The following is a 21,977-nucleotide window of genomic DNA, read 5'->3' on the forward strand; positions in this document are numbered from 1 at the left end:
CCGTAGAGTAGCCCTAAAACTACTCTGGACTTCATTTGAACCGTTATGTTCCTGTTAAAACGACTAAGCATCAGTACGGTATTTATTCTGGCAGGCTGCGTCTCGCTGGCCCCCGAATATCAGCGCCCGGCGTCACCGGTACCCCAGCAATTTTCGCTCTCGCGCAACGGCCTGACGCCCGCGGTGGTGGGGTATCAGGATACCGGCTGGCGCACCTTTTTTGTCGACCCGCAGGTAGCCGGGCTGATTACGGAAGCCCTGAACAATAATCGCGATATAAAAATGGCCGCTCTGAAGGTCGAAGAGGCCCGGGCGCAGTTCAACGTGACTGATGCGGATCGCTATCCTCAGCTGAATGCCTCTTCGGGCATCACGTACAGCGGTGGGCTGAAAAGTGACAAACCCACCACGCAGCAGTACGACGCGGGCCTTGCGCTTAGCTATGAACTCGACTTCTTCGGCAAGCTGAAGAACATGAGCGAGGCTGACCGACAAAACTATTTCGCCAGCGAAGAGGCCCGTCGCGCGGTACATATTCTGCTCGTTTCTAACGTGTCGCAGAGCTATTTCAACCAGCAGCTGGCGTATAAACAGCTGCGCATTGCGCGGGATACGCTGGAAAATTACCGGCAGTCATATGCGTTCGTTGAGCAGCAGCTGGTGACGGGAAGTACGAACGTCCTGGCGCTGGAACAGGCCCGGGGACAGATCGAAAGCACGCGTGCAGAGATTGCCAGGCGAGAGGGAGAGCTGGCGCAGGCCAATAATGCCCTGCAGCTGGTCCTCGGGACGTACCGTGCGCTGCCGGGCGACAGCGGAATGGACGCCAGCGATATTGCGCCGGTAAAACTCCCGCCCCATCTTTCCTCAGCGATACTGCTGCAGCGCCCGGATATTATGGAGGCGGAGTATCAGCTTAAAGCGGCCGATGCGAATATCGGCGCCGCGCGTGCCGCTTTTTTCCCGTCCATATCTCTAACCAGCGGGCTTTCAACAGGCAGCACGGAATTATCCAGCCTGTTCACCGCGGGCAGTGGGATGTGGAATTTTATCCCTAAAATAGACATTCCCATTTTTAACGCGGGCAGGAATAAGGCCAACCTGAAGCTGGCTGAAATTCGCCAGCAGCAGTCGGTCGTGAATTACGAACAAAAAATACAGGCCGCCTTCAAACAGGTAGCCGATGCGCTCGCGCTGCGGGGGAGTATTAACCAGCAGCTAGCTGCGCAACAGCGGTATCTTGATTCGCTACGCATCACCCTGCAGCGGGCCAGAGGGTTATATTCCAGCGGTGCTGTCAGCTATATCGAAGTGCTTGACGCGGAACGTTCTCTTTTCTCCACGCAGCAAAATATTCTCGATCTTATTTATGCCCGGCAGGTTAATGAAATTAATCTTTTCACCGCGCTCGGCGGCGGCTGGGTCGAATAACGTTATTAATTAAACAGGAAAATAAATATGCGCAATTCACTTAAGGCTGTTGTATTCGGTGCGATCTCTATTGTGTTTTCTGCCGGCCTGCAGGCCGAAGTTCATCAGCACGAGGCGATGAGCGACGCCCGTGAAGGTGCCGCAGAGCAGGTTATTACCGGGACCGGTATCGTGAAAGACATTGATCTTACAAATAAAAAAGTCACGATTTCTCATGAGGCCATCCCGGCGATTGGCTGGCCCGCGATGACCATGCGTTTCACCTTTATTCAGGCCGATGAGAGCATCAACGCCTTAAAGGTCGGCCGTCACGTTGATTTTTCATTTGTTCAGCAGGGCAATATCTCTTTACTGAAGAGCATTAAATAGCGAGAAACGGCATGGCCTCATTAAAAATAAAATACGCTGCCATGATAGTCAGCAGCCTTATTGCGGGAGGGCTGATATCCGTGACGGCCTGGCAGACGCTTTATTCATCTGAAAAAACAGAAAATAGCGCTGCGGAAAGAAAGGTTCTTTTCTGGTATGACCCGATGAAACCTGACGTGAAATTCGATAAGCCCGGTAAATCACCGTTTATGGATATGGATCTGGTGCCGAAATATGCGGACGAAAATGACGATAAAAGCAGTGTCGGTATCCGTATCGATCCGACGCAGGTCCAGAATTTAGGATTAAAAACGCAAAAAGTGACGCGCGGAACGCTGAATTATGCCCAGACGATCCCGGCCAACGTCAGCTATAACGACTATCAGTTTGTCATTGTACAGGCGCGTGCGGAGGGGTTCGTTGAGAAAGTGTACCCGCTGACGATCGGCGACAAGGTGAAGAAAGGCACGCCGCTAATTGATATTACCATTCCGGACTGGGTCGAAGCGCAGAGCGAGTTCCTGCTGCTATCCGGCACCGGTGGAACGCCGACGCAGATTAAGGGGGTTCTGGAACGGCTGCGGCTGGCGGGTATGCCGGATGGCGATATTCAGAGGCTGCGTGCGACCCGAACGATCCAGACCCGTTTTACCATCAGGGCGCCCATTGACGGGGTGATCACGGCCTTTGACCTGCGCACCGGGATGAATATTTCGAAAGATAAGGTCGTAGCGCAAATTCAGGGGATGGATCCGGTATGGATCGCCGCGGCGATCCCAGAATCGATTGCGTATTTGCTGAAAGACACCTCGCAGTTTGCTGTTTCCATACCGGCTTATCCGGATAAATCCTTCCCGGTTGAAAAGTGGAGTCTTCTGCCGAGCGTGGATCAAACCACCCGTACGCTGCAGGTGCGCCTGCAGGTCTCCAACAGGGATGAGCTGCTGAAACCGGGCATGAATGCCTACCTGAAGCTGAATACCCAAAGTGAGGAAATGCTGCTGATTCCGTCTCAGGCCGTTATCGATACCGGCAAAGAGCAGCGCGTCATTACCGTTGATGCAGAAGGGCGCTTTGTGCCGAAATCGATCCACGTTCTGCATGAATCTCAGCAGCAGTCCGGCATTGGTAGCGGGCTGGAAGAGGGGGAGTCAGTCGTGGTCAGCGGTCTGTTCCTGATTGATTCGGAGGCCAATATTACCGGTGCGCTAGAGCGCATGCGCCACGCGGAAACACCTGACGACGCGCATTCTGGCCATTAAGGAGACGATGATGATTGAATGGATTATCCGGCGGTCAGTGGCCAATCGATTCCTGGTCATGATGGGTGCGCTGTTCCTCAGCGTCTGGGGAACATGGACGATTATTAACACGCCGGTCGATGCCTTGCCCGATCTGTCTGACGTTCAGGTGATTATCAAAACCAGCTATCCCGGTCAGGCCCCGCAAATTGTTGAAAACCAGGTGACCTATCCACTCACAACTACCATGCTGTCGGTTCCCGGCGCAAAGACAGTGCGCGGTTTTTCACAGTTTGGTGATTCGTATGTGTATGTCATTTTTGAAGACGGTACCGATTTGTACTGGGCCCGCTCGCGCGTGCTGGAGTACCTGAATCAGGTTCAGGGCAAACTCCCTGCCGGCGTGAGTTCCGAGATCGGCCCGGATGCCACCGGCGTGGGCTGGATATTTGAGTATGCGCTGGTGGATCGAAGCGGAAAACACGATCTCGCCGAGCTGCGCTCATTGCAGGACTGGTTCCTGAAGTTTGAGCTGAAAACGATCCCGAACGTGGCTGAAGTGGCCTCCGTCGGCGGCGTGGTGAAGCAGTATCAGATCCAGGTCAATCCGTTAAAACTGGCTCAGTACGGCGTCAGCCTGCCGGAGGTTAAGCAGGCCCTTGAATCGTCTAATCAGGAAGCAGGGGGATCGTCCGTAGAAATCGCGGAAGCGGAATATATGGTGCGGGCCAGCGGCTATCTGCAGACCATCGATGATTTCAATAACATCGTCCTGAAAACCGGCGAGAACGGCGTCCCGATTTATCTGCGTGACGTTGCCCGCGTACAAACAGGGCCGGAAATGCGCCGCGGCATTGCCGAGCTGAACGGGCAGGGCGAAGTGGCGGGCGGCGTGGTGATCCTGCGTTCGGGCAAAAATGCGCGCGAAGTCATCACGGCGGTGAAGGATAAGCTGGAGACGCTGAGGGCCAGCCTGCCGGAAGGCGTTGAGATTGTGACCACCTACGATCGCAGCCAGCTCATCGACCGGGCCATTGATAACCTGAGCGGCAAGCTTCTCGAAGAGTTTATCGTGGTGGCCATCGTCTGCGCGCTGTTCCTCTGGCACATTCGCTCGGCGCTGGTGGCAATTATCTCTCTGCCGCTTGGCCTGTGTATTGCCTTTATCGTCATGCATTTCCAGGGGCTGAACGCCAACATCATGTCGCTGGGAGGCATTGCCATTGCCGTCGGCGCAATGGTGGATGCCGCCATCGTCATGATTGAAAACGCGCACAAACGGCTGGAAGAGTGGGATCACCAGCATCCGGGAGAACAGATTGATAACGCCACGCGCTGGAAGGTGATCACCAACGCCTCCGTTGAGGTGGGGCCAGCACTGTTTATCAGCCTGCTGATCATCACCTTGTCGTTCATTCCCATCTTTACCCTCGAGGGGCAGGAAGGGCGGCTGTTCGGTCCGCTGGCCTTCACGAAAACGTACGCCATGGCGGGCGCGGCCGCGCTGGCCATCATCGTGATCCCCATTCTGATGGGATTCTGGATCCGGGGTAAAATCCCCGCCGAGACCCGTAACCCGCTGAACAGACTGCTGATTAACGCCTATCATCCGCTTCTGATTCGGGTGCTCCACTGGCCTAAAACAACCCTGCTGGTAGCGGCCTTATCCATCTTCACGGTGATCTGGCCCCTGAGCCAGGTGGGCGGCGAGTTCTTACCGAAGATAAATGAAGGCGACCTGCTGTATATGCCGTCAACATTGCCGGGCGTGTCTCCGGCAGAAGCGGCGGCGCTCCTGCAGACCACGGACAAACTCATCAAAACCGTGCCTGAAGTGGCCTCGGTGTTTGGCAAAACCGGCAAGGCCGAAACGGCAACGGATTCCGCTCCGCTCGAAATGGTGGAAACCACGATTCAGCTCAAACCTGAAGATCAGTGGCGACCCGGCATGACAATTGACAAGATCGTTGACGAGCTCGACAAGACCGTTCGTTTACCTGGCCTGGCGAATCTCTGGGTTCCGCCCATCCGCAACCGCATCGACATGCTTTCAACCGGGATTAAAAGCCCCATTGGCATCAAGGTGTCAGGTACCGTTCTGGCTGATATCGACGCCACGGCGCAGCGCATAGAGGCAGTCGCCAAAACGGTGCCGGGCGTGGTGTCCGCCCTGGCTGAACGTCTGGAAGGCGGGCGCTACATCGATGTTGATATTAACCGGGAGAAAGCCTCCCGCTTTGGAATGACGGTGGGCGACGTGCAGCTGTTCGTCTCCTCTGCCATCGGCGGCACGACGGTGGGTGAAACGGTTGAAGGCGTGGCCCGCTACCCGATTAATATTCGTTATCCTCAGGACTACCGGAACAGCCCGAACGCGTTGAGGCAGATGCCGATCCTGACGCCGATGAAACAGCAGATCACGCTGGGTGATGTGGCGGATATCAACGTCGTTTCCGGCCCCACGATGCTAAAAACGGAGAATGCCCGACCTGCGAGCTGGATTTATATCGATGCCCGCGGCAGGGACATGGTGTCGGTAGTGAACGACATTAAAACGGCCATCGGCCAGAACGTAAAGCTGAGGCCTGGTACCAGCGTGTCATTCTCCGGACAGTTTGAACTGCTTGAACACGCTAATAAGAAACTGAAGCTGATGGTGCCGATGACGGTGATGATTATTTTCATTCTGCTCTATCTGGCGTTCCGTCGCGTGGATGAAGCGTTGCTGATCCTGATGAGCCTGCCGTTCGCCCTGGTCGGAGGAATATGGTTCCTTTACTGGCAGGGTTTCCATATGTCAGTTGCAACCGGGACCGGGTTTATCGCCCTGGCCGGGGTGGCGGCAGAATTTGGGGTGGTCATGCTGATGTATTTGCGTCATGCCGTTGAAGCGCATCCGGCGTTGTCCTGCCGGGAAACGTTCACTGAGCAGGGGCTTGATGACGCTCTTTATCATGGCGCCGTGCTGCGCGTGCGGCCAAAGGCAATGACCGTCGCGGTGATCATCGCGGGTCTGCTGCCCATTCTCTGGGGGACCGGCGCAGGATCAGAAGTCATGAGCCGGATAGCGGCGCCCATGATCGGCGGGATGATTACGGCACCGTTGCTATCGCTGTTTATTATTCCTGCGGCGTATAAGTTAATTTGGTTGCGCAGGCATAAAACAAAGACAGCCTTTGGAGAAGATGACAGGGGAGTCAACAACTGATAAATTAGTTATTCAATAACCTATTCAAAAAGCGATTCAATGCCATGATAAATCGATCCGAAACGCTACGACAATTGCTGAGGCAAGGACCAGTGTCGGTAAGGCAACTTACTGATATTATGGGAATTAGTCAGCCTACCATTTCGCGATCGATTAAAGCGCTTGGCGATGAAGTTGTCCGCATTGGCTCCGGTCCATCTATTCACTATGTGCTGCGCGACCCGCATCGTGGATTCAATTCGGCCCCCATCTACCGCATAACGGAAGAGGGCCAGGTTAAACCGCTGGGTAAACTCGTTCCGGTGTATCCAGACGGATTTGTCATGGAGCAAACGGACAATGTATGCCTCCATAGCGACGGGTTGCCGTGGTGGTTGTTTGACATGCGGCCTCAGGGATACCTTGGCCGCGCGTATGCCTCCCGATTTTCATCCGAGCTTGGCCTGCCGGCAAATCCGGAAAACTGGACTGACTCCGATGTTATCAGGGCGCTGCTGGCCCATGGGCATGATGCAGTAGGAAACCTGATAATTGGGGAACAGGCGCGGAATCATTTTGTTGAGATGCCGTCGCCAGTTGAAGTGGACCGGGCAACCGCATATCCGTCACTGGCGCTGGCCGTTAGCGCCGGCGATGTACCGGGTTCCTCCGCAGGCGGTGAGCAGCCCAAATTCTGTACTTACACAGAACGCGGTCACGTCATTGTGAAATTCACTGCACCGGACGATAACCCTGTAAGTGAACGCTGGCGAGACCTGCTGCTGGCGGAACATCTGGCGTTAAGCGTGCTTGGCGTCGAAACAGAAGTGTTTGATTTTGGTGGACAACGCTTCCTTGAGATCCCGCGGTTCGACCGCACGGGACCACTTGGTCGTAAGGGGCTCTTTTCATTACGTGCGCTTGAGGCGGAGTTTGTCGGTCGGGCAAGAGAAACCTGGCCGGTACTGGTGAACGAGCTGGCAAAGCAGGGATGTGTTCACCCGGATGCGGTCGCCAGCACGGCAAGGCTTTGGGCGTTTGGCATGCTGATCGGCAATACCGACATGCACCATGGCAATCTGTCGTTTATCAGTTCCCATGGACGTCCTTACGATCTTGCGCCAGCCTATGACATGCTGCCTATGGGCTTTGCGCCGAAGTCAGGTGGCGGAATGGTGAATACGCTTCGCCCGGTTGCGCTGAACGACGCGATCGAGACAGGGATCTGGCATGAGGCGCTTGAGCTGGCTGAGCGCTTTTATGCACTTGCCAACGGTTGCCGCCGTTTTACCGCCAATTTTGCGCCATGTCTTGCAGCATTGCGCAGCCATCTGGACGAAACGAGGCAAAAAATCTCGCGTCTTGGATAATGAGTATTTGATACGCTCCTTAAAAGTGGGGCGTTTTTTATGGGCAAGACCAGGGGATGTAGCGGAAGGTATTCAGATTATGGTTACTGCAATATCTAATTTAACATAATATACATTATGCGCACCGATATGGAATCAGGGAAAATCTGGCGTTTTGCTGACATCGTTGGCTTGAATGCTGATGGCATCTGAACTGGCTATCTCACGGTGCGTCCAGCGCATGCCAGCTTAACAATGCCGTTCTTCCAGGGGTTACTTATCGTTTTTCTCTGTTGATATAAGACTGTAAACCCTCTGCAAGAAAATCAAACACCGTTTTACAGGCCTGGCTGTGGCGTAAATCTTCATGCATCACCAGCCATGTGTCGAGATGAAATGCAAAGAAATCAGGCATTATCCTCTGTAACGGCGGAGAAAAATCGGCCAGATGCACCTGGCACATACCGATACCTGCTCCGGCACGTATGAGGTTTAATTGTGCAATATCGCTGTCGGTTCGCACGGTAAACAGCTCACGGTTAAGCTGTGGGTACTGTTTAAGAGCTTGTAAAATAAAGGGTGTCATATTATCGAAACCCACAAGCGTATGGGTGAATAACTCATCAATACTTTCCGGTGCACCATGTCGTGACAGATAGGCTGGCGCGGCATGCAGACCTATTTCAACCCTGCCCATTCGACGAGCAATTAGGCCACGAACCTCAGACCCCTCTTAATGAGGCCGTACATACAACATTAGTTGGTTTGGGCTGTATTTAACATAACCTGCAGTTTAGAAAGAGTTGAAATATGTCTGATATACTCAATCTTTTGAAAAACATAGCCCTAAGCAAATGGAAATTGAATTAAATAAAAGTGTTAAAGAGAGAATCTTCCATGCAGTCATTTTTGAGGTGATGGCCAACGTTATTATCGCACTGTCACTTGCCTGGCTGATGAATGTGTCCGTTCTCCAGTCAGGCTCCTTGTCCGTCATATCCGCACTTACCGCAACGATCTGGAATTTTATTTTTAATAAACTCTTTGATTCCCTTCAGAAAAAATACCAGTTTGAAAGAACATTTCTCATTCGTGCGATCCATGCAGTAGGTTTTGAAACGGGACTCATCATAACCTTAATGCCCGTCGCGATGATTATGCTGAATCTTACAGTGACGGAGGCTTTTTTTGTTGAGATCGGTCTTGTACTGTTTTTCCTGCCGTACACGATGCTGTTTAACTGGATCTACGACTACCTGCGCTGGATATTTGTTGGACGGAAACGGTCTGCTCAGTAGCGAGACATCTGTCACATAGACACGCCGTTGATCATATTCGACTTCTCTCACCTTCTATACTCTTCATTTCTCTATCTCTTTTAAGGAGTCGATAATGTTTGACCATGTAAAATTCGGCGTTAGCGATTATGAAAAAAGTAAAACTTTCTTCCTCGAGGCGCTTCGACCGCTTGGTGTGGAGCTCATTGATGAAGGCGCGCCAGATTATGGTGTCGAAATGAGCGCTGGCGACGTTTCACTTTGCCTTTTCCAGACAAATGACACACCCGCGCCTCTGCATCTGGCGTTTGTGGCTAATACGCGCCAGCAGGTAGATGATTTTTACCACGCCGCGCTGCGCGTTGGCGGACGTGATAACGGCGGACCGGGATTACGCCCATACGGTGAAAATTACTATGCCGCTTTTGTCATCTCACCTGATGGTCATAACATCGAGGCCGTGTGCCATGCACCGGAGAGCCCGTAGCCCGACGCCTTTTTCAAAACCCGTCAACCGATCTACTTATGCGTCTTTTTACACGTTACTGCACGAAAAGTTGTATTTCTGGCCAGTAATGACGTAAGGTATCCTCTGTAAATGTGCAGTTTCATGCAATAACACTGACAGAGGTATCAATGACACAACAGTTGATTTTAATTGCCGGTCCCTATCGCAGCGGAACCGATGGCGTTCAGGCGCGAATAGATGAGAATCTGGCGCGTCTCGAAAACGCAGCATTAGCCGTTTACCAGCGTGGTCACATTCCGGTGATTGGTGAATGGCTTGCCTTGCCGCTGGCAAAAGCCGCAGGTTCAAAAACGGTGGGTGATGAAATCAGCGAAGCGATGCTGTACCCCGTTGCTCACCGGCTCATCGCAAAATGCGATGCGATTTATCGTATAGCCGGTGCGTCTAAAGGTGCCGATATGGACATTGAGGTAGCCAGAAAATATGGTCTCAGCGTTTATACCGCGCTTGAGAGCATTCCAGAAGCGTAAGCCAGGACGCCAGCCAGCCTGTCGTTAAAGGCTGGCTGTCAGAGACTGTCACGAGCTGAGGTCAGCACGACGGATACCCCCTTTTGCGATACTGCGCGGATCCACTCCTTATCTGTACCGTCTTCAACGACGATGGTATTCACTGAAGAAATATCGCCAATCACAAACGACGACGCGGTGTTGATCTTTTCCGGAGAAGCCAAAACGACCGTTTCCGCGGCTCTGCCGGAAAATGCACGTTTGATGCATGCCTCTTCGAAATCACCGGTTGTCAGCCCCGCGTCAGGATGAATACCGGTCACCCCCATAAAGAACAGATCTGCATGTATATTCTCTATGCCCTCGATGGCCGCAGCGCCGACCGCAACAATTGAGTGTTTATACAAACGTCCGCCAATTAAAATCACCTCAATGGAAGGATGATCAACGAGCCCCAGAGCAATGCTCGGGCTGTGCGTCACCACGGTGATGCGCAAGTCAGGAGGGAAAAAGGTAATCAGCTCCGAGGTGGTCGTGCCACCGTCGACAATCACCACCTGGCCTGATGAAATCAGCTGTGCTCCTTTTCGGGCCACCCTTTTTTTCGCATCCATCTTCACGGATTGCCGTTCGGCAAACGGAGCAATAGCGGAAGATGACGGTAGCGCACCGCCGTGAACACGCTGCAAACGCCCTTCTGCCGCCAGCTCGCGCAGATCGCGCCGGATGGTGTCTTCAGAGACGTCAAAGAGAATGCTGAGCGCTTTTGACTGGACCTGCCCTTCGGCACCCAGCTTTTCAAGGATCAATTGTTTTCGCTGACTGGTAAGCATCATGGATTCCTGATGTTGCATGTTTAATCTTGAACATGCATGATATTGCTGTTTATGACCATTACTCTACGTAAGGAAGAACAATCGTGCAATCAAAACGCGCAAATGTACGCATCATCGACAGTGAAACCCTCTCAGACAACTGGTACATCCTTAAAAAATATATCTTTGACCTGCAGCGACGTGATGGCGAATGGCAACGGCAGCATCGGGAAGTCTATGACCGTGGCAACGGCGCGACGATTCTTCTCTATAACCGAGAGAAAAAGACGGTGATCCTGACGCGCCAGTTCCGCTTCCCTGTCTTTATCAACGGCCACCAGGACGATTTAATTGAAGCTGCAGCAGGATTGCTGGACAACATGGATCCCGAAAGCCGCATAAAAGCAGAAGCTGAAGAGGAGACCGGCTTTCACGTTTCGCGCGTGCAGAAAATCTTTGAAGCCTATATGAGCCCGGGCTCCGTTACGGAAAAACTCTATTTTTATCTTGCCGAGTATCAGCCAGATGACAGAACCGGCGCAGGCGGCGGGATCAAGGCTGAGGGTGAAGATATCGACGTGCTGGAAATGACGCTTGAAGAGGCATTACGCAGCATTGAAACGGGCAAGATTGTCGACGGTAAAACCATCATGCTGCTTTATCATGTTGCCCTTAAAGGTATTCTGTAACCTACTGGTTTAAATCCTTATTTAAAGGCGCATGAAGGTGGTACGCTTGTCCGTTACGCGGATGAAAAGCGGAATACCTCCTAAATTTTGCAGCCTACTATATTTAGTGAACGATTTCGAAATTCGATAAAATCATCAACATTTCCCTTAGTCACCTGCATTTATCATTCAAAAATGCCAAACGTTCACGAGGCTGCCTGCTGAGGTAGCCTGTCTTATCTTTTGTCTGGATTAAAATGCGACTCGCTACAGATAACGAAGCATATTATACTTGGTCCTCCACTCGAACAGGAGGCAGCAACTCACGTGAAGGATACATATTACAACGACATAGCGATCAATACGCAAATTCAGAGTGAGCTGGACGCGTTTTTTGAGGATTTCAAAGGGATCGTCTTCGCCTACGCTATTATGAATAAGAAAGATCCTTCACAGATGAGGATACTCAATAATAATTCTGAGTGGTTTAATATCTATCTTGAAAGAAAATATCAGTTCATTGACCCTGTCATTATTAGGGCTTTGCGCTGTGTTGAAGATTTTTTCTGGGAAAGTGATGTGGTCCTGTCGGATGGTTATAACCTGACACGCATTTTCGACGAAAGTGTCCAGTATGATATTTACCAGGGGCAGACGTTTCCTCTGCATGACTATCTGAATAATCTTGTGGTCTTATCCGTCATCAGTCCTAAGCATTCAGGCATTGACATTGAGAAATATCGACCGAAATTTCTTCGCTTCCTTGTTCAGTTACATCAGAAGACGCTCAATCTTTACAGCCAGCATCAGCAGAAAAAGAATGTTTTCTTGTCGCCACGCGAGCGCCAAATCCTTAAATGGGTCAGCGCCGGGAAAACGTACGCCGAAATTGCGGTTATTTTGTCTATTGCTGAGCGCACCGTTAAATTCCATATGGGCAATATAATGAAGAAACTCGGTGTGAATAATGCCAGACACGCAATAAAACTTGGAACGGAACTCCGCTTACTGGACGACTGACCCTCAGCCACTGGTTATAAATGGCGTAAATGTTCGAGCATTTCGCGAAGCCAGTGACTGGATTTGTCTTTACTAATAATGTCTTCAATAATGCTGGTGCTGGCAGGCATATAAATATAGTAAATAGCCTCCCCTTTTTCAGAGACACCGCGCTGAATGACTTCAACTTTCCAGTTTGCATGGCGAAATATGGCATACATACCACGACTGGCTACTGCGTACATCCCGTGATATTTTTTCTTTATGCAATAAATATTCATTGCAAGAAACAATGCCTTACTGGCGGGTACACCCTGCAGACTTGCAGAGTCTCGTGTTTCTTTATCTAAAAATAAACGACTCACTTCACAGCATGGAACATCTGCTGGAAAAATAATGGGATTATCGAAATAGTTGTGAAAGATTTCGCTTATCATTGTCGGCTGCGTTGCGTTAATAAATCGCGCGCCGCATAACAGCTGTCCATCATACATACCCAGCAAGTAGGTCGTGTTATGGGAATCAAACTGATCCTTTTCCATGCCTTCGATGCATTCAACTTTCCAGTCGAGTCGGTCCTGAAAAGTTTTTCTTCTGAGTCGGTAGAGTTCGTGTGCTAATGCTGGTGGTAAATCATCGTAGTCGTGTAAAAAAAATTCAATGACAGAATTCATGCTCTTGTTCCTGATAATAACACCTGAAACTATTATCACCTGTCTTTTAGGACAGCTTTCATTGTGCCGCATATTCCCTATACTTAAAAAGTACCTGACCACGAAGTTCTCGTAAAACTAAGCGGCCAGGAGGTCAAAGACCTACGAAACACCAGGGATATACCCATCGATGATTATCTAATAATTAAAGTTTCGGGTACAGAGCATAAGAAGCACTTTGCCGATAAAATATTAAAAAACAATAATTACAATAAAAACATTGCCCCTTAATCTTTTAAGGGGTAATATTTCTGTTTTATTATTTTTCCACCCTCCCTTCGTTTTACTGACTCTACTGATTTTCATCTGCCCGAAACCCTCGTCGGTACCGTTTTACAGGCATCTGCCTGTGCTATTCTTGCTGAATCATGTAAGACGGAGAATTGATGATGGCCGACTGGAACCCTTCTCTTTACCTGCAGTTTGGCGCGGAAAGAACGCGTCCAGCCGCTGAATTGCTCGCCAGAATTCCTCTTGATGAAGCCGCTACTATCGCCGATCTGGGCTGCGGTCCAGGTAACAGCACGGCGCTGTTAAAGCATCGCTGGCCTTCTGCGCACATTACCGGGGTCGATAACTCCCCCGCCATGCTTGAGGAAGCACGCGCCGTCTTACCTGACTGCCACTTTGTTGAGGCCGATATCCGTCAGTACAAGCCTGTCCAGCCGCTGAGCCTGATTTATGCCAACGCGTCGCTGCAATGGGTTCCGGACCATTACGATCTCCTGCCGCATCTCGTCTCCCTGCTTAAGTTAAATGGCGTGCTGGCGATCCAGATGCCCGACAACTGGCTGGAACCCACCCATGTGGCGATGCGTGAAGTGGCGCTGGAGCAAGACTACCCGGACCGTGGGCGCGAACCACTGCCGGGCGTACATGCTTATTACGATATTCTGTCGGAGGCTGGCTGTGACGTGGATATCTGGCGGACAACCTATTATCACAAAATGAGCTCTCATCAGGCCATTATTGACTGGGTAAGTGCCACCGGCCTGCGCCCCTGGCTCCAGGAACTGAATGAGAGCGAGCAGAAACGTTTCCTTAAACGCTACCATGAACTGCTGGAAGAGCAGTATCCGCTCCAGGAAAACGGGCAGATACTGCTGGCTTTTCCTCGGTTGTTTATCGTGGCGCAACGCCAGCCCTGATCCGATTATAAGCGGGCTTCTTTAAGCAACTGCTGGATAACCTTTTCCTGCTGCTCATAATCACCCTCGCCAAAGGCGGTATAGCGCAGCTGACCTTTGGCATCAAAGTAGTAATGCGCTGGCCAGTACTGGTTTCCGAAAGCATTCCAGATTTGGTAGTTATTATCCGTTACCACCCGATAAGGCAATTGCCATTTCGTTACCGCCTTTTGTACCGACGAAAGCGGTTTTTCCCAGGGGTATTCCGGCGTGTGAACCCCAATCACCACCAGACCCTGCGGTTGATACTTTGTGGCCCAGTCCCGCACATGTGGGAGCGTATGCTGGCAATTAATGCAGTCCCAGGTCCAGAAATCAATCAGAACAACCTTCCCTCGCAATGCTTCAGACGTGACAGGGTCACCGTTTACCCATCCTGTTCCGCCGCTTAGCGAAGGCAGCTGGCTGCTGGGCTCAGCGATCGCCACCGGCTGGAGCTTCACCGGCGCGGCTGTGGGTTTTGCCAGATTTAAGAGCGCGGTCTCAAGACGGTCTGCGACGCCGTTAGCCCCTTTCAGCTGCGAGGTCATCCCCGTCGCGTTCAGGATGACCGCCGCTAACATCGCTACACCCGCCCCCTGACGCAGCTTTGCCATGAGCGCCGATTTTGCTCTCAGCGGGGTCACTAGCGTGCGGCCTCCGATGACGAGTAATCCCAGCATCAGCGCGCATCCGCTGCCATAGGCGGCCAGCAGCGCGCCGGTGGTAATAGCTGAATGCCCCGCAATATTAATGCTGAAGATCGCCCCCAGAATGGGGCCGGCGCAGGGAGACCAGAGCAGTCCTACCGCAAGCCCGGCCAGAAAAGCCGATGCCATTCCGCGCGTTTGCCCGCTTCGGGAGTTGAGAACATTTCCCGCGCTGACGGCCGGACCCGCAATACGCTGGGCGAAAGACGGGAAAATTAAGGCCAGCGCGGCGGTGGCCAGAATGACGAGCGCGATCCAGCGCCCGACTATGGTTGCCTCCGTTATCCACTCGCTGGCGACGGTGACGACCATCGCTACCAGGGTGAACATCACGATCATCCCTGCGAGCATAGCCAGAATATGTCGCCGTTGCCCCTGTAAACCGGCGAACAGGAGTGGAATAACCGGGAGCGTACATGGGCTGAGCAGGCTTATCATCCCGCCCAGAAAAGCGATTACCAGAAACATAATGACCTCACATTACATGTCCTGCGACACTGCAATGAGGCTATTTCATCGTGCTGATGTGTTCAGGGTATGTGTAAACGCGCGGTTTTTGTCTGGCTCTGTATCACCCTGGCCGGGAGATACAAAGCCGTACAATTACGAACGACGCGGTAGCGTAATGGCGACATCCAGTCCGCCCCCGGCGCGGTTCGCCAGCCTGAGTTTTCCTTCCAGCTGTGCGGTCAGCTGCGCGGCAATCGCCAGGCCGAGTCCTGTCCCGCCGGTATCACGGTTACGCGAGGTTTCAACCCGATAAAACGGCTGCAGAACCGCCTCCAGCTCGGCTTCGGGTATTCCCGGTCCGTCGTCCACAACGTGAATCACCACCTCTTCGGCAGATGAATCATCAATGGCAATGACGGCACAGCCGCCGAACTTCAGAGCATTATCCAGCAGGTTAGTCATTACTCTACGAAGCGCCTGTGGACGCGTGACGATCGGCAAACGGACGTCGTTTGCCTGAAACTGCACGTTTTTACCAATGTCCTGATAATCGCAGGCGATGCTGTTGACCCAGGCGTTCAGCTCCAGCTTCAGAGACGTCTCTTCCAGTGATTCTGATGACCGGGCATACGCGATACCCTCCCGCACCAGACGAGACATGCTATCAAGGTCGTTCAGGAGCTTGTCGCGTATTTCCGGTTCCCCGGCCATTTCGACGCGCAGCTTCATGCGGGTAATGGGCGTCTGAAGATCGTGGGATATCGAGGCCAGGATCTGCGCGCGTTCCCTTAGATAAGACTGAATGCGCGCCTGCATGGCGTTGAAGGCATGCGCTGCCCGCTGCACCTCGAGCGGCCCTTTTTCCGTCATTGGCGTGCTGGCCGCCGGATCCAGCGCATCCACCGCGCGGGTAAAGCGTGAAAAAGGCCGTACAACCTGCCGCACGGCAATCCAGGCGCAGGCAGCCAGAACCAGCAGCTGCAGGATGAGAACGACCGGTAGCCAGCTGGCGACGGGCGGCATGCGGGGGATCAGGTCAATGGTCAGCGGTGCGCCATCGCGTAACGTAAGATGGGCCTGAATATGCGAAATGGTGCCGGGAACCGCGGTAAAGCTAAGCGGGTAATGCGCGGCAAGCGTCGCTTTTAAGGTTCGGATAGCATCCTGCGAACGCTTATCCGTCGGGGCTGCACCGGGTTCCCCTGTACCCAGAATATAACGATAGTTACCTCGTTCAAGCCGAGGCAGCCAGGCGGCGCGTTCGCTGGCAGGTAAGCGGTCTAAAATAGCGACGCTAGTTGCGACGTCGTTTTCCAGATTACCGAGCATCACCGTGCGGGCGCTGTGCATGCGCTCAATCATCACCAGCGTCAGGCTCAGGGCGTTAGCCAGCAGCAAACCGGACAGTACGACGATCAGCAAACGGGCCAGCAGCGAGCGTGGCCAGAGCGTCATTCGTTAACCTCTTTGATGGTCACCGGCATCGTAAAGACGTAGCCTTCGCTGCGCACGGTTTTGATATAGGCGGGCGTGCGGGCATCTTCATTGAGACGCTGGCGAACCCGGCTTACCAGCAGATCGACTGAACGTTCAAACAGTTCTGCGTCACGCCCCTGCGTCAGGTTGAGCAGCTGGTCACGGGTCAGCACGCGCTGCGGATGGTCCAGGAAAACGCGCAGCAGACGATACTCCGCCCCGCTGAGCGCCACAATCACCCCTTCCGGATCGATTAAGTGGCGGGCGACAGTATCGAGCTGCCATTCACCGAACATCACCAGCCGCCCTGCTTCTGTCACCTGCAGATTGGGCGGCATCGTGCGAAAACGTCGTAAAATCGCTTTGATACGCGCCAGCAGTTCGCGGGCGACAAACGGCTTCACCACGTAATCATCCGCCCCCATTTCCAGACCGAGGATCCTGTCCGTCTCCTCATTCCGGGCCGTCAGCATCAGAATGGGCAGATCTTTATATTTCCCGACGCGGAGCTCTCGACACAGCGTAAGACCGTCATCGCCGGGCATCATGACGTCCAGCACCACCAGGTCGATATGCTGTTTATCCAGCACGCTACGCATCTCTTTGCCGTTGGCCGCGCCCGTCGCGCGATAGCCAGACTTACCGAGATAATCGACAATCAATTCACGAATATCCCTGTCGTCATCGACGACAAGGATATGATCAATATGCTCCACCGAACTCTCCAGACAGAAAGGTAACGTACTGAAAATAGCACATTTCAGAGTTTGTCAGCGTCAACGACGGCCTTGACGAAATCTTGTGGATCTTCCTGAGGCGGGTTGTGCCCCACGGTTGCGCCGAAGGTGCGGTGCTCATATTTGCCGGTAAATTTACCCGCATAGGCCTGCGGAGCCGGATGCGGCGCACCGTTGTTGCCGCCTTCGATGGTGATTGTTGGGACGGTGATATTCGGCAGCGTGGCCAGTTTTTGCTCGTAGCGGTCGTATTTGCGCTCGCCTTTTTCCAGCCCTAAACGCCAGCGATAGTTGCTGAGCGTCACCGCGACGTGGTCCGGGTTATCGAGGGATTTAGCGCTGGCGTTAAAGACCGCATCGCTAAATTTCCAGTCAGGCGAGGCCTGCGACCAGATTAAGCGCGCAAAGTCATGCGTGTTTTTGGCATAGCCTTCAGCGCCGCGCGCGGTGGCGAAATAGAACTGATACCACCACTGCTGCTCTGCTTTTGGAGGCAGCGGCTGTTTGCCAATCTGCTGGCTGCTTATGAGATACCCGCTCACCGACACCAGTGATTTTACGCGCTCGGGCCACAGCGCCGCGACGATATCCGCCGTACGGGCACCCCAGTCATATCCTGCAAATACCGCCTGCTTAATATTCAGGGCATCCATCAGGTTCACAATATCTTTAGCCATGGCTGAAGGCTGGCCGTTGCGCGGTGTTTTGGCTGACAGGAAGCGCGTGGTGCCGTAGCCGCGCAGCGAAGGCACAATGACCCGATAGCCTTTTGCCGCCAGTGCGGGCGCGACGTCGGCATAGCTGTGAATATCGTACGGCCAGCCGTGCAGTAAAATAACCGGCTGGCCATTTTTCGGGCCGATGTCGACATAACCGACATTCAGATCGCCGGCGTTAATTTGCTGAGGATGATCAAAGGCTGCGGCGACGTTTGCGCCGGTGACTTCGGCCTGACAGGACATCACTGTGCCAAGCGAAACGGTCAGTGCGAGTGTTGAGTACGCGAGTTTGCTAAACATGTTGGTATCTCCGGTTGAGTACAATTCACGGGGATATATCAACACCTCAATGTATAGCGGATATGTGCTAAAGCGGGTTTATTGCAAGCCTGTGTATGTATCCGGGACGCTGATACAGTCTGATACAAACACAGGCGCTGAATTCTTAGAGGGAGAGACGATAGCGGACGTAATCGTCAGCTTCACCATATTTATCATAGAGTTTACGCGCCGGGTTGTTCTCCCGGGTAACCCAGTACAGTTTCGACCACCCTTCGCGCTTGCCTTCTTCAATCAGAGCGTCAATGAGCGCCTTACCGGCTCCCGCCCCGCGTTCGGCAGCATCAACAAACAGATCTTCCAGGTAGCAGACGGGGGCCGTTGACCATGTGCCTTCATGCAGAATGCACATCGCGAAACCGATGACCTTTTGGTCCTTCTCCACGACCCGGCAGAACATCGATGAATGCGCTGAGAGCGCCCTTTCCCACGTCGCTGCGGTGACGGATTCCTCAAGGTAGCAATCATAAAAATGGGTGTAACCATCCCACAGCGGTCGCCATTGGGAATAGTCCTCTGCGCGTAAAGGTCTTACCGTGACAGCCATATGTTCCTCATATTACAAATCGATCGCCATTTCAAAACAGCGTAAATCAGCCCCCGCCATACGCGAGTGATGATAGGTTTCGCTCAGCGTTACAAACCCCAGCTTCTGATAAAACGACTGGGCATTAGGCGTTGCATCGAGCGTCAGGCGGGTTATCCCCCGGCTGCGGGCTTCCTGCTTGAGCGCCTCGATAATCATGGTCGCCATGCCTTTACCCGATGCTGCGGGCAGGGTGAAAATCGCCTCCAGACAGTGGGTATTAAGATCCAGATAGCCGGTTGCCACAGCATCGCCCTTTTCATCTTCAACCACGTAAAAAGGGTATTCAATGACCATTTGCCGATAGCGTTCGGGCATCAGTTCTGGCGTCCAGCGCGCAATGACGTCGGCGTCGTAACTGGTTTTACAGCCGTGACGAATTGCCTGATTGCGAATATTCCAGAGTGTTTCGGCTTCATGTGGCGTGGCTTTTCGTAATGGCATAACCTCCCCCTTTAACGGCTTTTTAGCCGCATTTCCCGTGCCAATCTGGCAAGACGCTGAGTACGACAATAGAGCGTAAACAGAACAAAGCCGCTGCGGTTCATCACCACTCGACAAAGTAACAGCGCGAAAGATGCAATGACGAGTGGCCAGAGGCTTCCATCATGAGAAAGCAGGATATGTAGAACCTGAACGAGGGTCGTTATCAGCAGGATGATGAACAACGCCATAAAGCCCGACAATCCCGACGTCTTCCCACGAGCCAGTAGTACGCTTGTCACAATGAGCGCGCCTGTCATCGTCAATGATGGTAAGAAAAAGCTCAATGCATGATGTAAAGGTGACAAACCCTGCAACCTGCTGAGAAAAGGCAAAAGGTTTAGCGCAAACGCCACTAAAAACAGAGGTAACAGCATAGCTACCGGGTAAGGATTTTGACGCGGAAGCTCGCTGAGGGGTCGCGAAAAATACCGTTCCAGTTCGGGAGTGGAATTATCCAGAAGGCGGGTATCACGACGAGCAATAGCCTCCTCTATATCTTTACCATGTTGCAGGAGATCCTGGAAAACCCGTCCGGTTAACAAACTCAAAAACTTCATCAGAATACCGCCAGTGACTGAATGGTACCGATAATGTATTTACCGGTGCGTGGTAAGTTACTGGGCGCTGCAATAACGCCGCTCACCGCACTTCCCGCCAATGCTGCGGCACTTGTTACCACTTGCCCAAGTTGTCGAGTGAGTTCGACCTGAACCGGCCCGGTTGGAAAGCGTTTCGGATAAAGACCCGCGCGGATAAGAGCCTTGATTTCTTTGTTGCTTATACCGGGGTTTTGCGCGCGAATTATCAATTCGGTCAAACGAGCACGATCCTGACGAGGATAGCTTTTTAACCATTCAGTGGCTTTCAAGGAAGATATGGATTTTATTGCACGCCAGGTGGTAACGGCTTCTTTTAATGCCCCACCTGCACTTGCTAACGAAATTACATCCAGTGATGTGGAGGTGGCGACGTACCATTCTTGCGTATCGAGCCATGCAACATTTCCGCCACCGTTTTCAACCAGATCATAAATTCGATAAAGACCGTTAACACATTGTAATCCGGTAGCGAGAGTACCAGCGTAGCCGATAGCCACTAAAACACCACTGCCTCCTGCGGTAAGAGGTGTTGCTGCCGTGCCTGCAAGCATTACACCTCCAGTAATGATCATCGCGCCACAGCGGGCTCCGAAAGCCGCCGCGAACAGCCGCTCACGGCGTATTTCAGACAGTAGCGGCATGCGGCTTATCAGGACGGAGAAAAAAGCCTACGTCAGCGGGATGCTGGACTCCGAGCTGTGGGAGATCACCCGCGACGAGTGGAACGCCCGTCAGGTCAGCTGATAGTGCTTATCCGGCATCAGCCTTTCCGGAATGTTCTCTTCGTCGTTCATCTGCAGCAGATCGCGCTCCATCATGTTGCAGATGGCGTCCAGCGGCAGGTCGTTATCTTCGGTGCCGAACGGGTCTTCCAGCTCTTCCGCCAGGGTATCGAGCGAGATAAAGGTGTAGGAAATCAGGGCTGAGACGAAGGGCGTCATGTAGTGCAGATCCACAACCAGCGCGAACGGCAGCATAATGCAGAACAGATAGACCGTACGGTGCAAAATCAGCGTGTAGGCGAACGGTACCGGCGTGGTCGCAATGCGCTCGCAGCCGGACAGGACGATGGACATATCGTTCAGACGGTTATTCAGGCTGTGAAACAGGATGTCTGAGAGTTGCCCGTTACGACGGCGCACGGCCAGCCACTCCCCCATGATCAGTAAAATACGGTTCGCGGGCGCGCTGGCGTTCATCACCTGACGTAAATCATCTGGAGAAAGATAGCGAGTGAGTTGCTCGGCGTTCAGCTCCCGGCGCAGGGTCATGCGCAGGCAGTTGGCAAAAGCAATCTGCAGACGGACAAATTCCCCCAGGTGCTTATCGTCAGGCAAGGTGTTTTTTACCTCGCGAAACAGCGAGCGTGCCGCTATCATCAACTGCCCCCAGAGCAGGCGAGCCTCAACGTAGCGTGAATAACAGGCGTTGTTTCTGAAACCCAAAAAGATAGCGATCGCCACGCCGAGAATGCTGAATGGTGCCACGGTAAATTTGATGCCCAGCGAGGTATACCACGGCAGCATCAGGATAACGGCAATAGAAAGCAGGAAGTTGAGCAGCAATCGGGTATAGATCTTAGGCAGTACCGAACCGTGCCAGACAAAAATCAGTTGTAGCCAGTGTTGTTTAGGACGAACGATCATAGTGAGTTTCATTGAAGAAAGTAGCGTCGCTATTAA

The 21,977-nt window shown here is 52.7% G+C and carries 22 protein-coding genes and 2 pseudogenes; 12 read left to right on the forward strand and 12 right to left on the reverse strand.

Features of this window, described 5'->3' with window-relative positions:
- The first annotated feature begins 45 nt into the window (after positions 1–45).
- The 5 genes from RVY89_RS07465 to yjjJ are packed head-to-tail and all read left to right on the forward strand — an operon-like array spanning position 46 to position 7,598.
- Positions 46–1,431, forward strand: a complete 1,386-nt coding sequence (locus RVY89_RS07465; RefSeq protein ID WP_484827379.1) for an efflux transporter outer membrane subunit — start codon at positions 46–48, stop codon at positions 1,429–1,431.
- 27 nt (positions 1,432–1,458) lie between these two features.
- A complete protein-coding gene (gene cusF / locus RVY89_RS07470; protein WP_484827380.1) occupies positions 1,459–1,800 on the forward strand; it encodes a cation efflux system protein CusF in 342 nt (113 codons plus the stop codon).
- Between the two features lie 11 nt (positions 1,801–1,811).
- The gene (locus tag RVY89_RS07475; protein ID WP_484827381.1) at positions 1,812–3,062 is read left to right on the forward strand and encodes an efflux RND transporter periplasmic adaptor subunit; all 1,251 of its coding nucleotides are present in this window, start codon (positions 1,812–1,814) and stop codon (positions 3,060–3,062) included.
- A gap of 10 nt (positions 3,063–3,072) precedes the next feature.
- Positions 3,073–6,249: a Cu(+)/Ag(+) efflux RND transporter permease subunit SilA gene (silA, locus tag RVY89_RS07480; RefSeq protein WP_484827908.1), complete on the forward strand. Its 3,177-nt coding sequence runs from the start codon at positions 3,073–3,075 to the stop codon at positions 6,247–6,249.
- 44 nt (positions 6,250–6,293) lie between these two features.
- Positions 6,294–7,598 carry a type II toxin-antitoxin system HipA family toxin YjjJ gene (yjjJ, locus tag RVY89_RS07485; RefSeq protein WP_484827382.1) on the forward strand — a complete coding sequence of 435 codons (1,305 nt, stop codon included), beginning with the start codon at positions 6,294–6,296 and terminating at the stop codon, positions 7,596–7,598.
- Positions 7,599–7,854: 256 nt separating this feature from the next.
- Here yjjJ and RVY89_RS07490 read toward each other — a convergent pair.
- Positions 7,855–8,289: pseudogene (locus RVY89_RS07490) on the reverse strand (LysR substrate-binding domain-containing protein); the annotation flags it as partial.
- 142 nt (positions 8,290–8,431) lie between these two features.
- Between RVY89_RS07490 and RVY89_RS07495 the strand changes: the two are divergent.
- From RVY89_RS07495 to RVY89_RS07505, 3 genes are all read left to right on the forward strand, one after another.
- Positions 8,432–8,875 (forward strand): PACE efflux transporter, encoded by a 444-nt coding sequence (locus RVY89_RS07495; protein ID WP_484827383.1) that lies wholly within the window; start codon positions 8,432–8,434, stop codon positions 8,873–8,875.
- A 94-nt stretch (positions 8,876–8,969) separates the two neighbouring features.
- Positions 8,970–9,341: a VOC family protein gene (locus tag RVY89_RS07500; protein ID WP_371898107.1), complete on the forward strand. Its 372-nt coding sequence runs from the start codon at positions 8,970–8,972 to the stop codon at positions 9,339–9,341.
- Positions 9,342–9,490: 149 nt separating this feature from the next.
- Entirely contained in the window at positions 9,491–9,853 is a 363-nt protein-coding gene (locus RVY89_RS07505) for an NUDIX hydrolase (RefSeq protein WP_484827384.1), read from the forward strand.
- A 38-nt stretch (positions 9,854–9,891) separates the two neighbouring features.
- On the opposite strand, the gene RVY89_RS07510 is transcribed toward RVY89_RS07505, so the two are convergent.
- Positions 9,892–10,665, reverse strand: a complete 774-nt coding sequence (locus tag RVY89_RS07510) for a DeoR/GlpR family DNA-binding transcription regulator (protein ID WP_484827909.1) — start codon at positions 10,663–10,665, stop codon at positions 9,892–9,894.
- 86 nt (positions 10,666–10,751) lie between these two features.
- Here RVY89_RS07510 and RVY89_RS07515 point away from each other — a divergent pair, with 86 nt between their 5' ends.
- Together RVY89_RS07515 and RVY89_RS07520 are read left to right on the forward strand one after the other, a co-directional pair.
- Entirely contained in the window at positions 10,752–11,336 is a 585-nt protein-coding gene (locus RVY89_RS07515) for a GDP-mannose pyrophosphatase (RefSeq protein WP_484827385.1), read from the forward strand.
- 306 nt (positions 11,337–11,642) lie between these two features.
- The gene (locus RVY89_RS07520) at positions 11,643–12,335 is read left to right on the forward strand and encodes a helix-turn-helix transcriptional regulator (protein ID WP_484827386.1); all 693 of its coding nucleotides are present in this window, start codon (positions 11,643–11,645) and stop codon (positions 12,333–12,335) included.
- A gap of 14 nt (positions 12,336–12,349) precedes the next feature.
- On the opposite strand, the gene RVY89_RS07525 is transcribed toward RVY89_RS07520, so the two are convergent.
- On the reverse strand, positions 12,350–12,988 hold the full coding sequence (locus RVY89_RS07525) for an acyl-homoserine-lactone synthase (RefSeq protein WP_484827387.1): 639 nt from the start codon (positions 12,986–12,988) through the stop codon (positions 12,350–12,352).
- A gap of 428 nt (positions 12,989–13,416) precedes the next feature.
- Here RVY89_RS07525 and tam point away from each other — a divergent pair, with 428 nt between their 5' ends.
- Positions 13,417–14,175, forward strand: a complete 759-nt coding sequence (gene tam / locus RVY89_RS07530; RefSeq protein WP_484827910.1) for a trans-aconitate 2-methyltransferase — start codon at positions 13,417–13,419, stop codon at positions 14,173–14,175.
- Positions 14,176–14,180: 5 nt separating this feature from the next.
- On the opposite strand, the gene RVY89_RS07535 is transcribed toward tam, so the two are convergent.
- From RVY89_RS07535 to RVY89_RS07570, 8 genes are all read right to left on the reverse strand, one after another.
- Positions 14,181–15,371, reverse strand: coding sequence for a cytochrome c biogenesis protein/redoxin (locus tag RVY89_RS07535; RefSeq protein ID WP_484827388.1), 1,191 nt, complete (start codon positions 15,369–15,371; stop codon positions 14,181–14,183).
- Between the two features lie 135 nt (positions 15,372–15,506).
- The gene (locus RVY89_RS07540) at positions 15,507–16,808 is read right to left on the reverse strand and encodes an ATP-binding protein (protein WP_484827389.1); all 1,302 of its coding nucleotides are present in this window, start codon (positions 16,806–16,808) and stop codon (positions 15,507–15,509) included.
- Entirely contained in the window at positions 16,805–17,545 is a 741-nt protein-coding gene (locus tag RVY89_RS07545; protein WP_371898100.1) for a response regulator, read from the reverse strand. The genes RVY89_RS07540 and RVY89_RS07545 overlap by 4 nt, the downstream gene beginning before the upstream one ends.
- Before the next feature lie 44 nt (positions 17,546–17,589).
- Complete coding sequence (locus RVY89_RS07550; protein ID WP_484827390.1) at positions 17,590–18,585, reverse strand: alpha/beta fold hydrolase; 996 nt, start codon at positions 18,583–18,585, stop codon at positions 17,590–17,592.
- A 145-nt stretch (positions 18,586–18,730) separates the two neighbouring features.
- The gene (locus RVY89_RS07555; protein ID WP_484827391.1) at positions 18,731–19,171 is read right to left on the reverse strand and encodes a GNAT family N-acetyltransferase; all 441 of its coding nucleotides are present in this window, start codon (positions 19,169–19,171) and stop codon (positions 18,731–18,733) included.
- A 12-nt stretch (positions 19,172–19,183) separates the two neighbouring features.
- Positions 19,184–19,654 (reverse strand): GNAT family N-acetyltransferase, encoded by a 471-nt coding sequence (locus tag RVY89_RS07560; protein WP_484827392.1) that lies wholly within the window; start codon positions 19,652–19,654, stop codon positions 19,184–19,186.
- 11 nt (positions 19,655–19,665) lie between these two features.
- Positions 19,666–20,253, reverse strand: a complete 588-nt coding sequence (locus RVY89_RS07565) for a hypothetical protein (protein WP_484827393.1) — start codon at positions 20,251–20,253, stop codon at positions 19,666–19,668.
- Positions 20,253–20,936 (reverse strand): hypothetical protein, encoded by a 684-nt coding sequence (locus tag RVY89_RS07570; protein WP_484827394.1) that lies wholly within the window; start codon positions 20,934–20,936, stop codon positions 20,253–20,255. The genes RVY89_RS07565 and RVY89_RS07570 overlap by 1 nt, the downstream gene beginning before the upstream one ends.
- Here RVY89_RS07570 and RVY89_RS07575 point away from each other — a divergent pair.
- A pseudogene (locus tag RVY89_RS07575) lies at positions 20,878–21,039 on the forward strand (GNAT family N-acetyltransferase); the annotation flags it as partial. The gene RVY89_RS07570 and the pseudogene RVY89_RS07575 sit on opposite strands and share 59 nt — an antisense overlap.
- Here the strand turns inward: RVY89_RS07575 and RVY89_RS07580 are convergent.
- Complete coding sequence (locus RVY89_RS07580; RefSeq protein WP_484827395.1) at positions 21,027–21,941, reverse strand: bestrophin family protein; 915 nt, start codon at positions 21,939–21,941, stop codon at positions 21,027–21,029. The pseudogene RVY89_RS07575 and the gene RVY89_RS07580 sit on opposite strands and share 13 nt — an antisense overlap.
- Positions 21,942–21,977: the final 36 nt, after the last annotated feature.

Source organism: Enterobacter sp. 3U4, assembly GCF_057224565.1.

Excerpts from the sequence above, each read along its gene's own strand:
- RVY89_RS07465 (WP_484827379.1), top strand. The coding sequence starts at position 46 with ATGTTCCTGTTAAAACGACTAAGCATCAGTACGGTATTTATTCTGGCA.
- cusF (WP_484827380.1), top strand. The coding sequence starts at position 1,459 with ATGCGCAATTCACTTAAGGCTGTTGTATTCGGTGCGATCTCTATTGTG.
- RVY89_RS07475 (WP_484827381.1), top strand. The coding sequence starts at position 1,812 with ATGGCCTCATTAAAAATAAAATACGCTGCCATGATAGTCAGCAGCCTT.
- silA (WP_484827908.1), top strand. The coding sequence starts at position 3,073 with ATGATTGAATGGATTATCCGGCGGTCAGTGGCCAATCGATTCCTGGTC.
- yjjJ (WP_484827382.1), top strand. The coding sequence starts at position 6,294 with ATGATAAATCGATCCGAAACGCTACGACAATTGCTGAGGCAAGGACCA.
- RVY89_RS07495 (WP_484827383.1), top strand. The coding sequence starts at position 8,432 with ATGGAAATTGAATTAAATAAAAGTGTTAAAGAGAGAATCTTCCATGCA.
- RVY89_RS07500 (WP_371898107.1), top strand. The coding sequence starts at position 8,970 with ATGTTTGACCATGTAAAATTCGGCGTTAGCGATTATGAAAAAAGTAAA.
- RVY89_RS07505 (WP_484827384.1), top strand. The coding sequence starts at position 9,491 with ATGACACAACAGTTGATTTTAATTGCCGGTCCCTATCGCAGCGGAACC.
- RVY89_RS07510 (WP_484827909.1), bottom strand. The coding sequence starts at position 10,665 with ATGCTTACCAGTCAGCGAAAACAATTGATCCTTGAAAAGCTGGGTGCC.
- RVY89_RS07525 (WP_484827387.1), bottom strand. The coding sequence starts at position 12,988 with ATGAATTCTGTCATTGAATTTTTTTTACACGACTACGATGATTTACCA.
- tam (WP_484827910.1), top strand. The coding sequence starts at position 13,417 with ATGGCCGACTGGAACCCTTCTCTTTACCTGCAGTTTGGCGCGGAAAGA.
- RVY89_RS07535 (WP_484827388.1), bottom strand. The coding sequence starts at position 15,371 with ATGTTTCTGGTAATCGCTTTTCTGGGCGGGATGATAAGCCTGCTCAGC.
- RVY89_RS07540 (WP_484827389.1), bottom strand. The coding sequence starts at position 16,808 with ATGACGCTCTGGCCACGCTCGCTGCTGGCCCGTTTGCTGATCGTCGTA.
- RVY89_RS07550 (WP_484827390.1), bottom strand. The coding sequence starts at position 18,585 with ATGTTTAGCAAACTCGCGTACTCAACACTCGCACTGACCGTTTCGCTT.
- RVY89_RS07555 (WP_484827391.1), bottom strand. The coding sequence starts at position 19,171 with ATGGCTGTCACGGTAAGACCTTTACGCGCAGAGGACTATTCCCAATGG.
- RVY89_RS07560 (WP_484827392.1), bottom strand. The coding sequence starts at position 19,654 with ATGCCATTACGAAAAGCCACGCCACATGAAGCCGAAACACTCTGGAAT.
- RVY89_RS07565 (WP_484827393.1), bottom strand. The coding sequence starts at position 20,253 with ATGAAGTTTTTGAGTTTGTTAACCGGACGGGTTTTCCAGGATCTCCTG.
- RVY89_RS07570 (WP_484827394.1), bottom strand. The coding sequence starts at position 20,936 with ATGCCGCTACTGTCTGAAATACGCCGTGAGCGGCTGTTCGCGGCGGCT.
- RVY89_RS07580 (WP_484827395.1), bottom strand. The coding sequence starts at position 21,941 with ATGATCGTTCGTCCTAAACAACACTGGCTACAACTGATTTTTGTCTGG.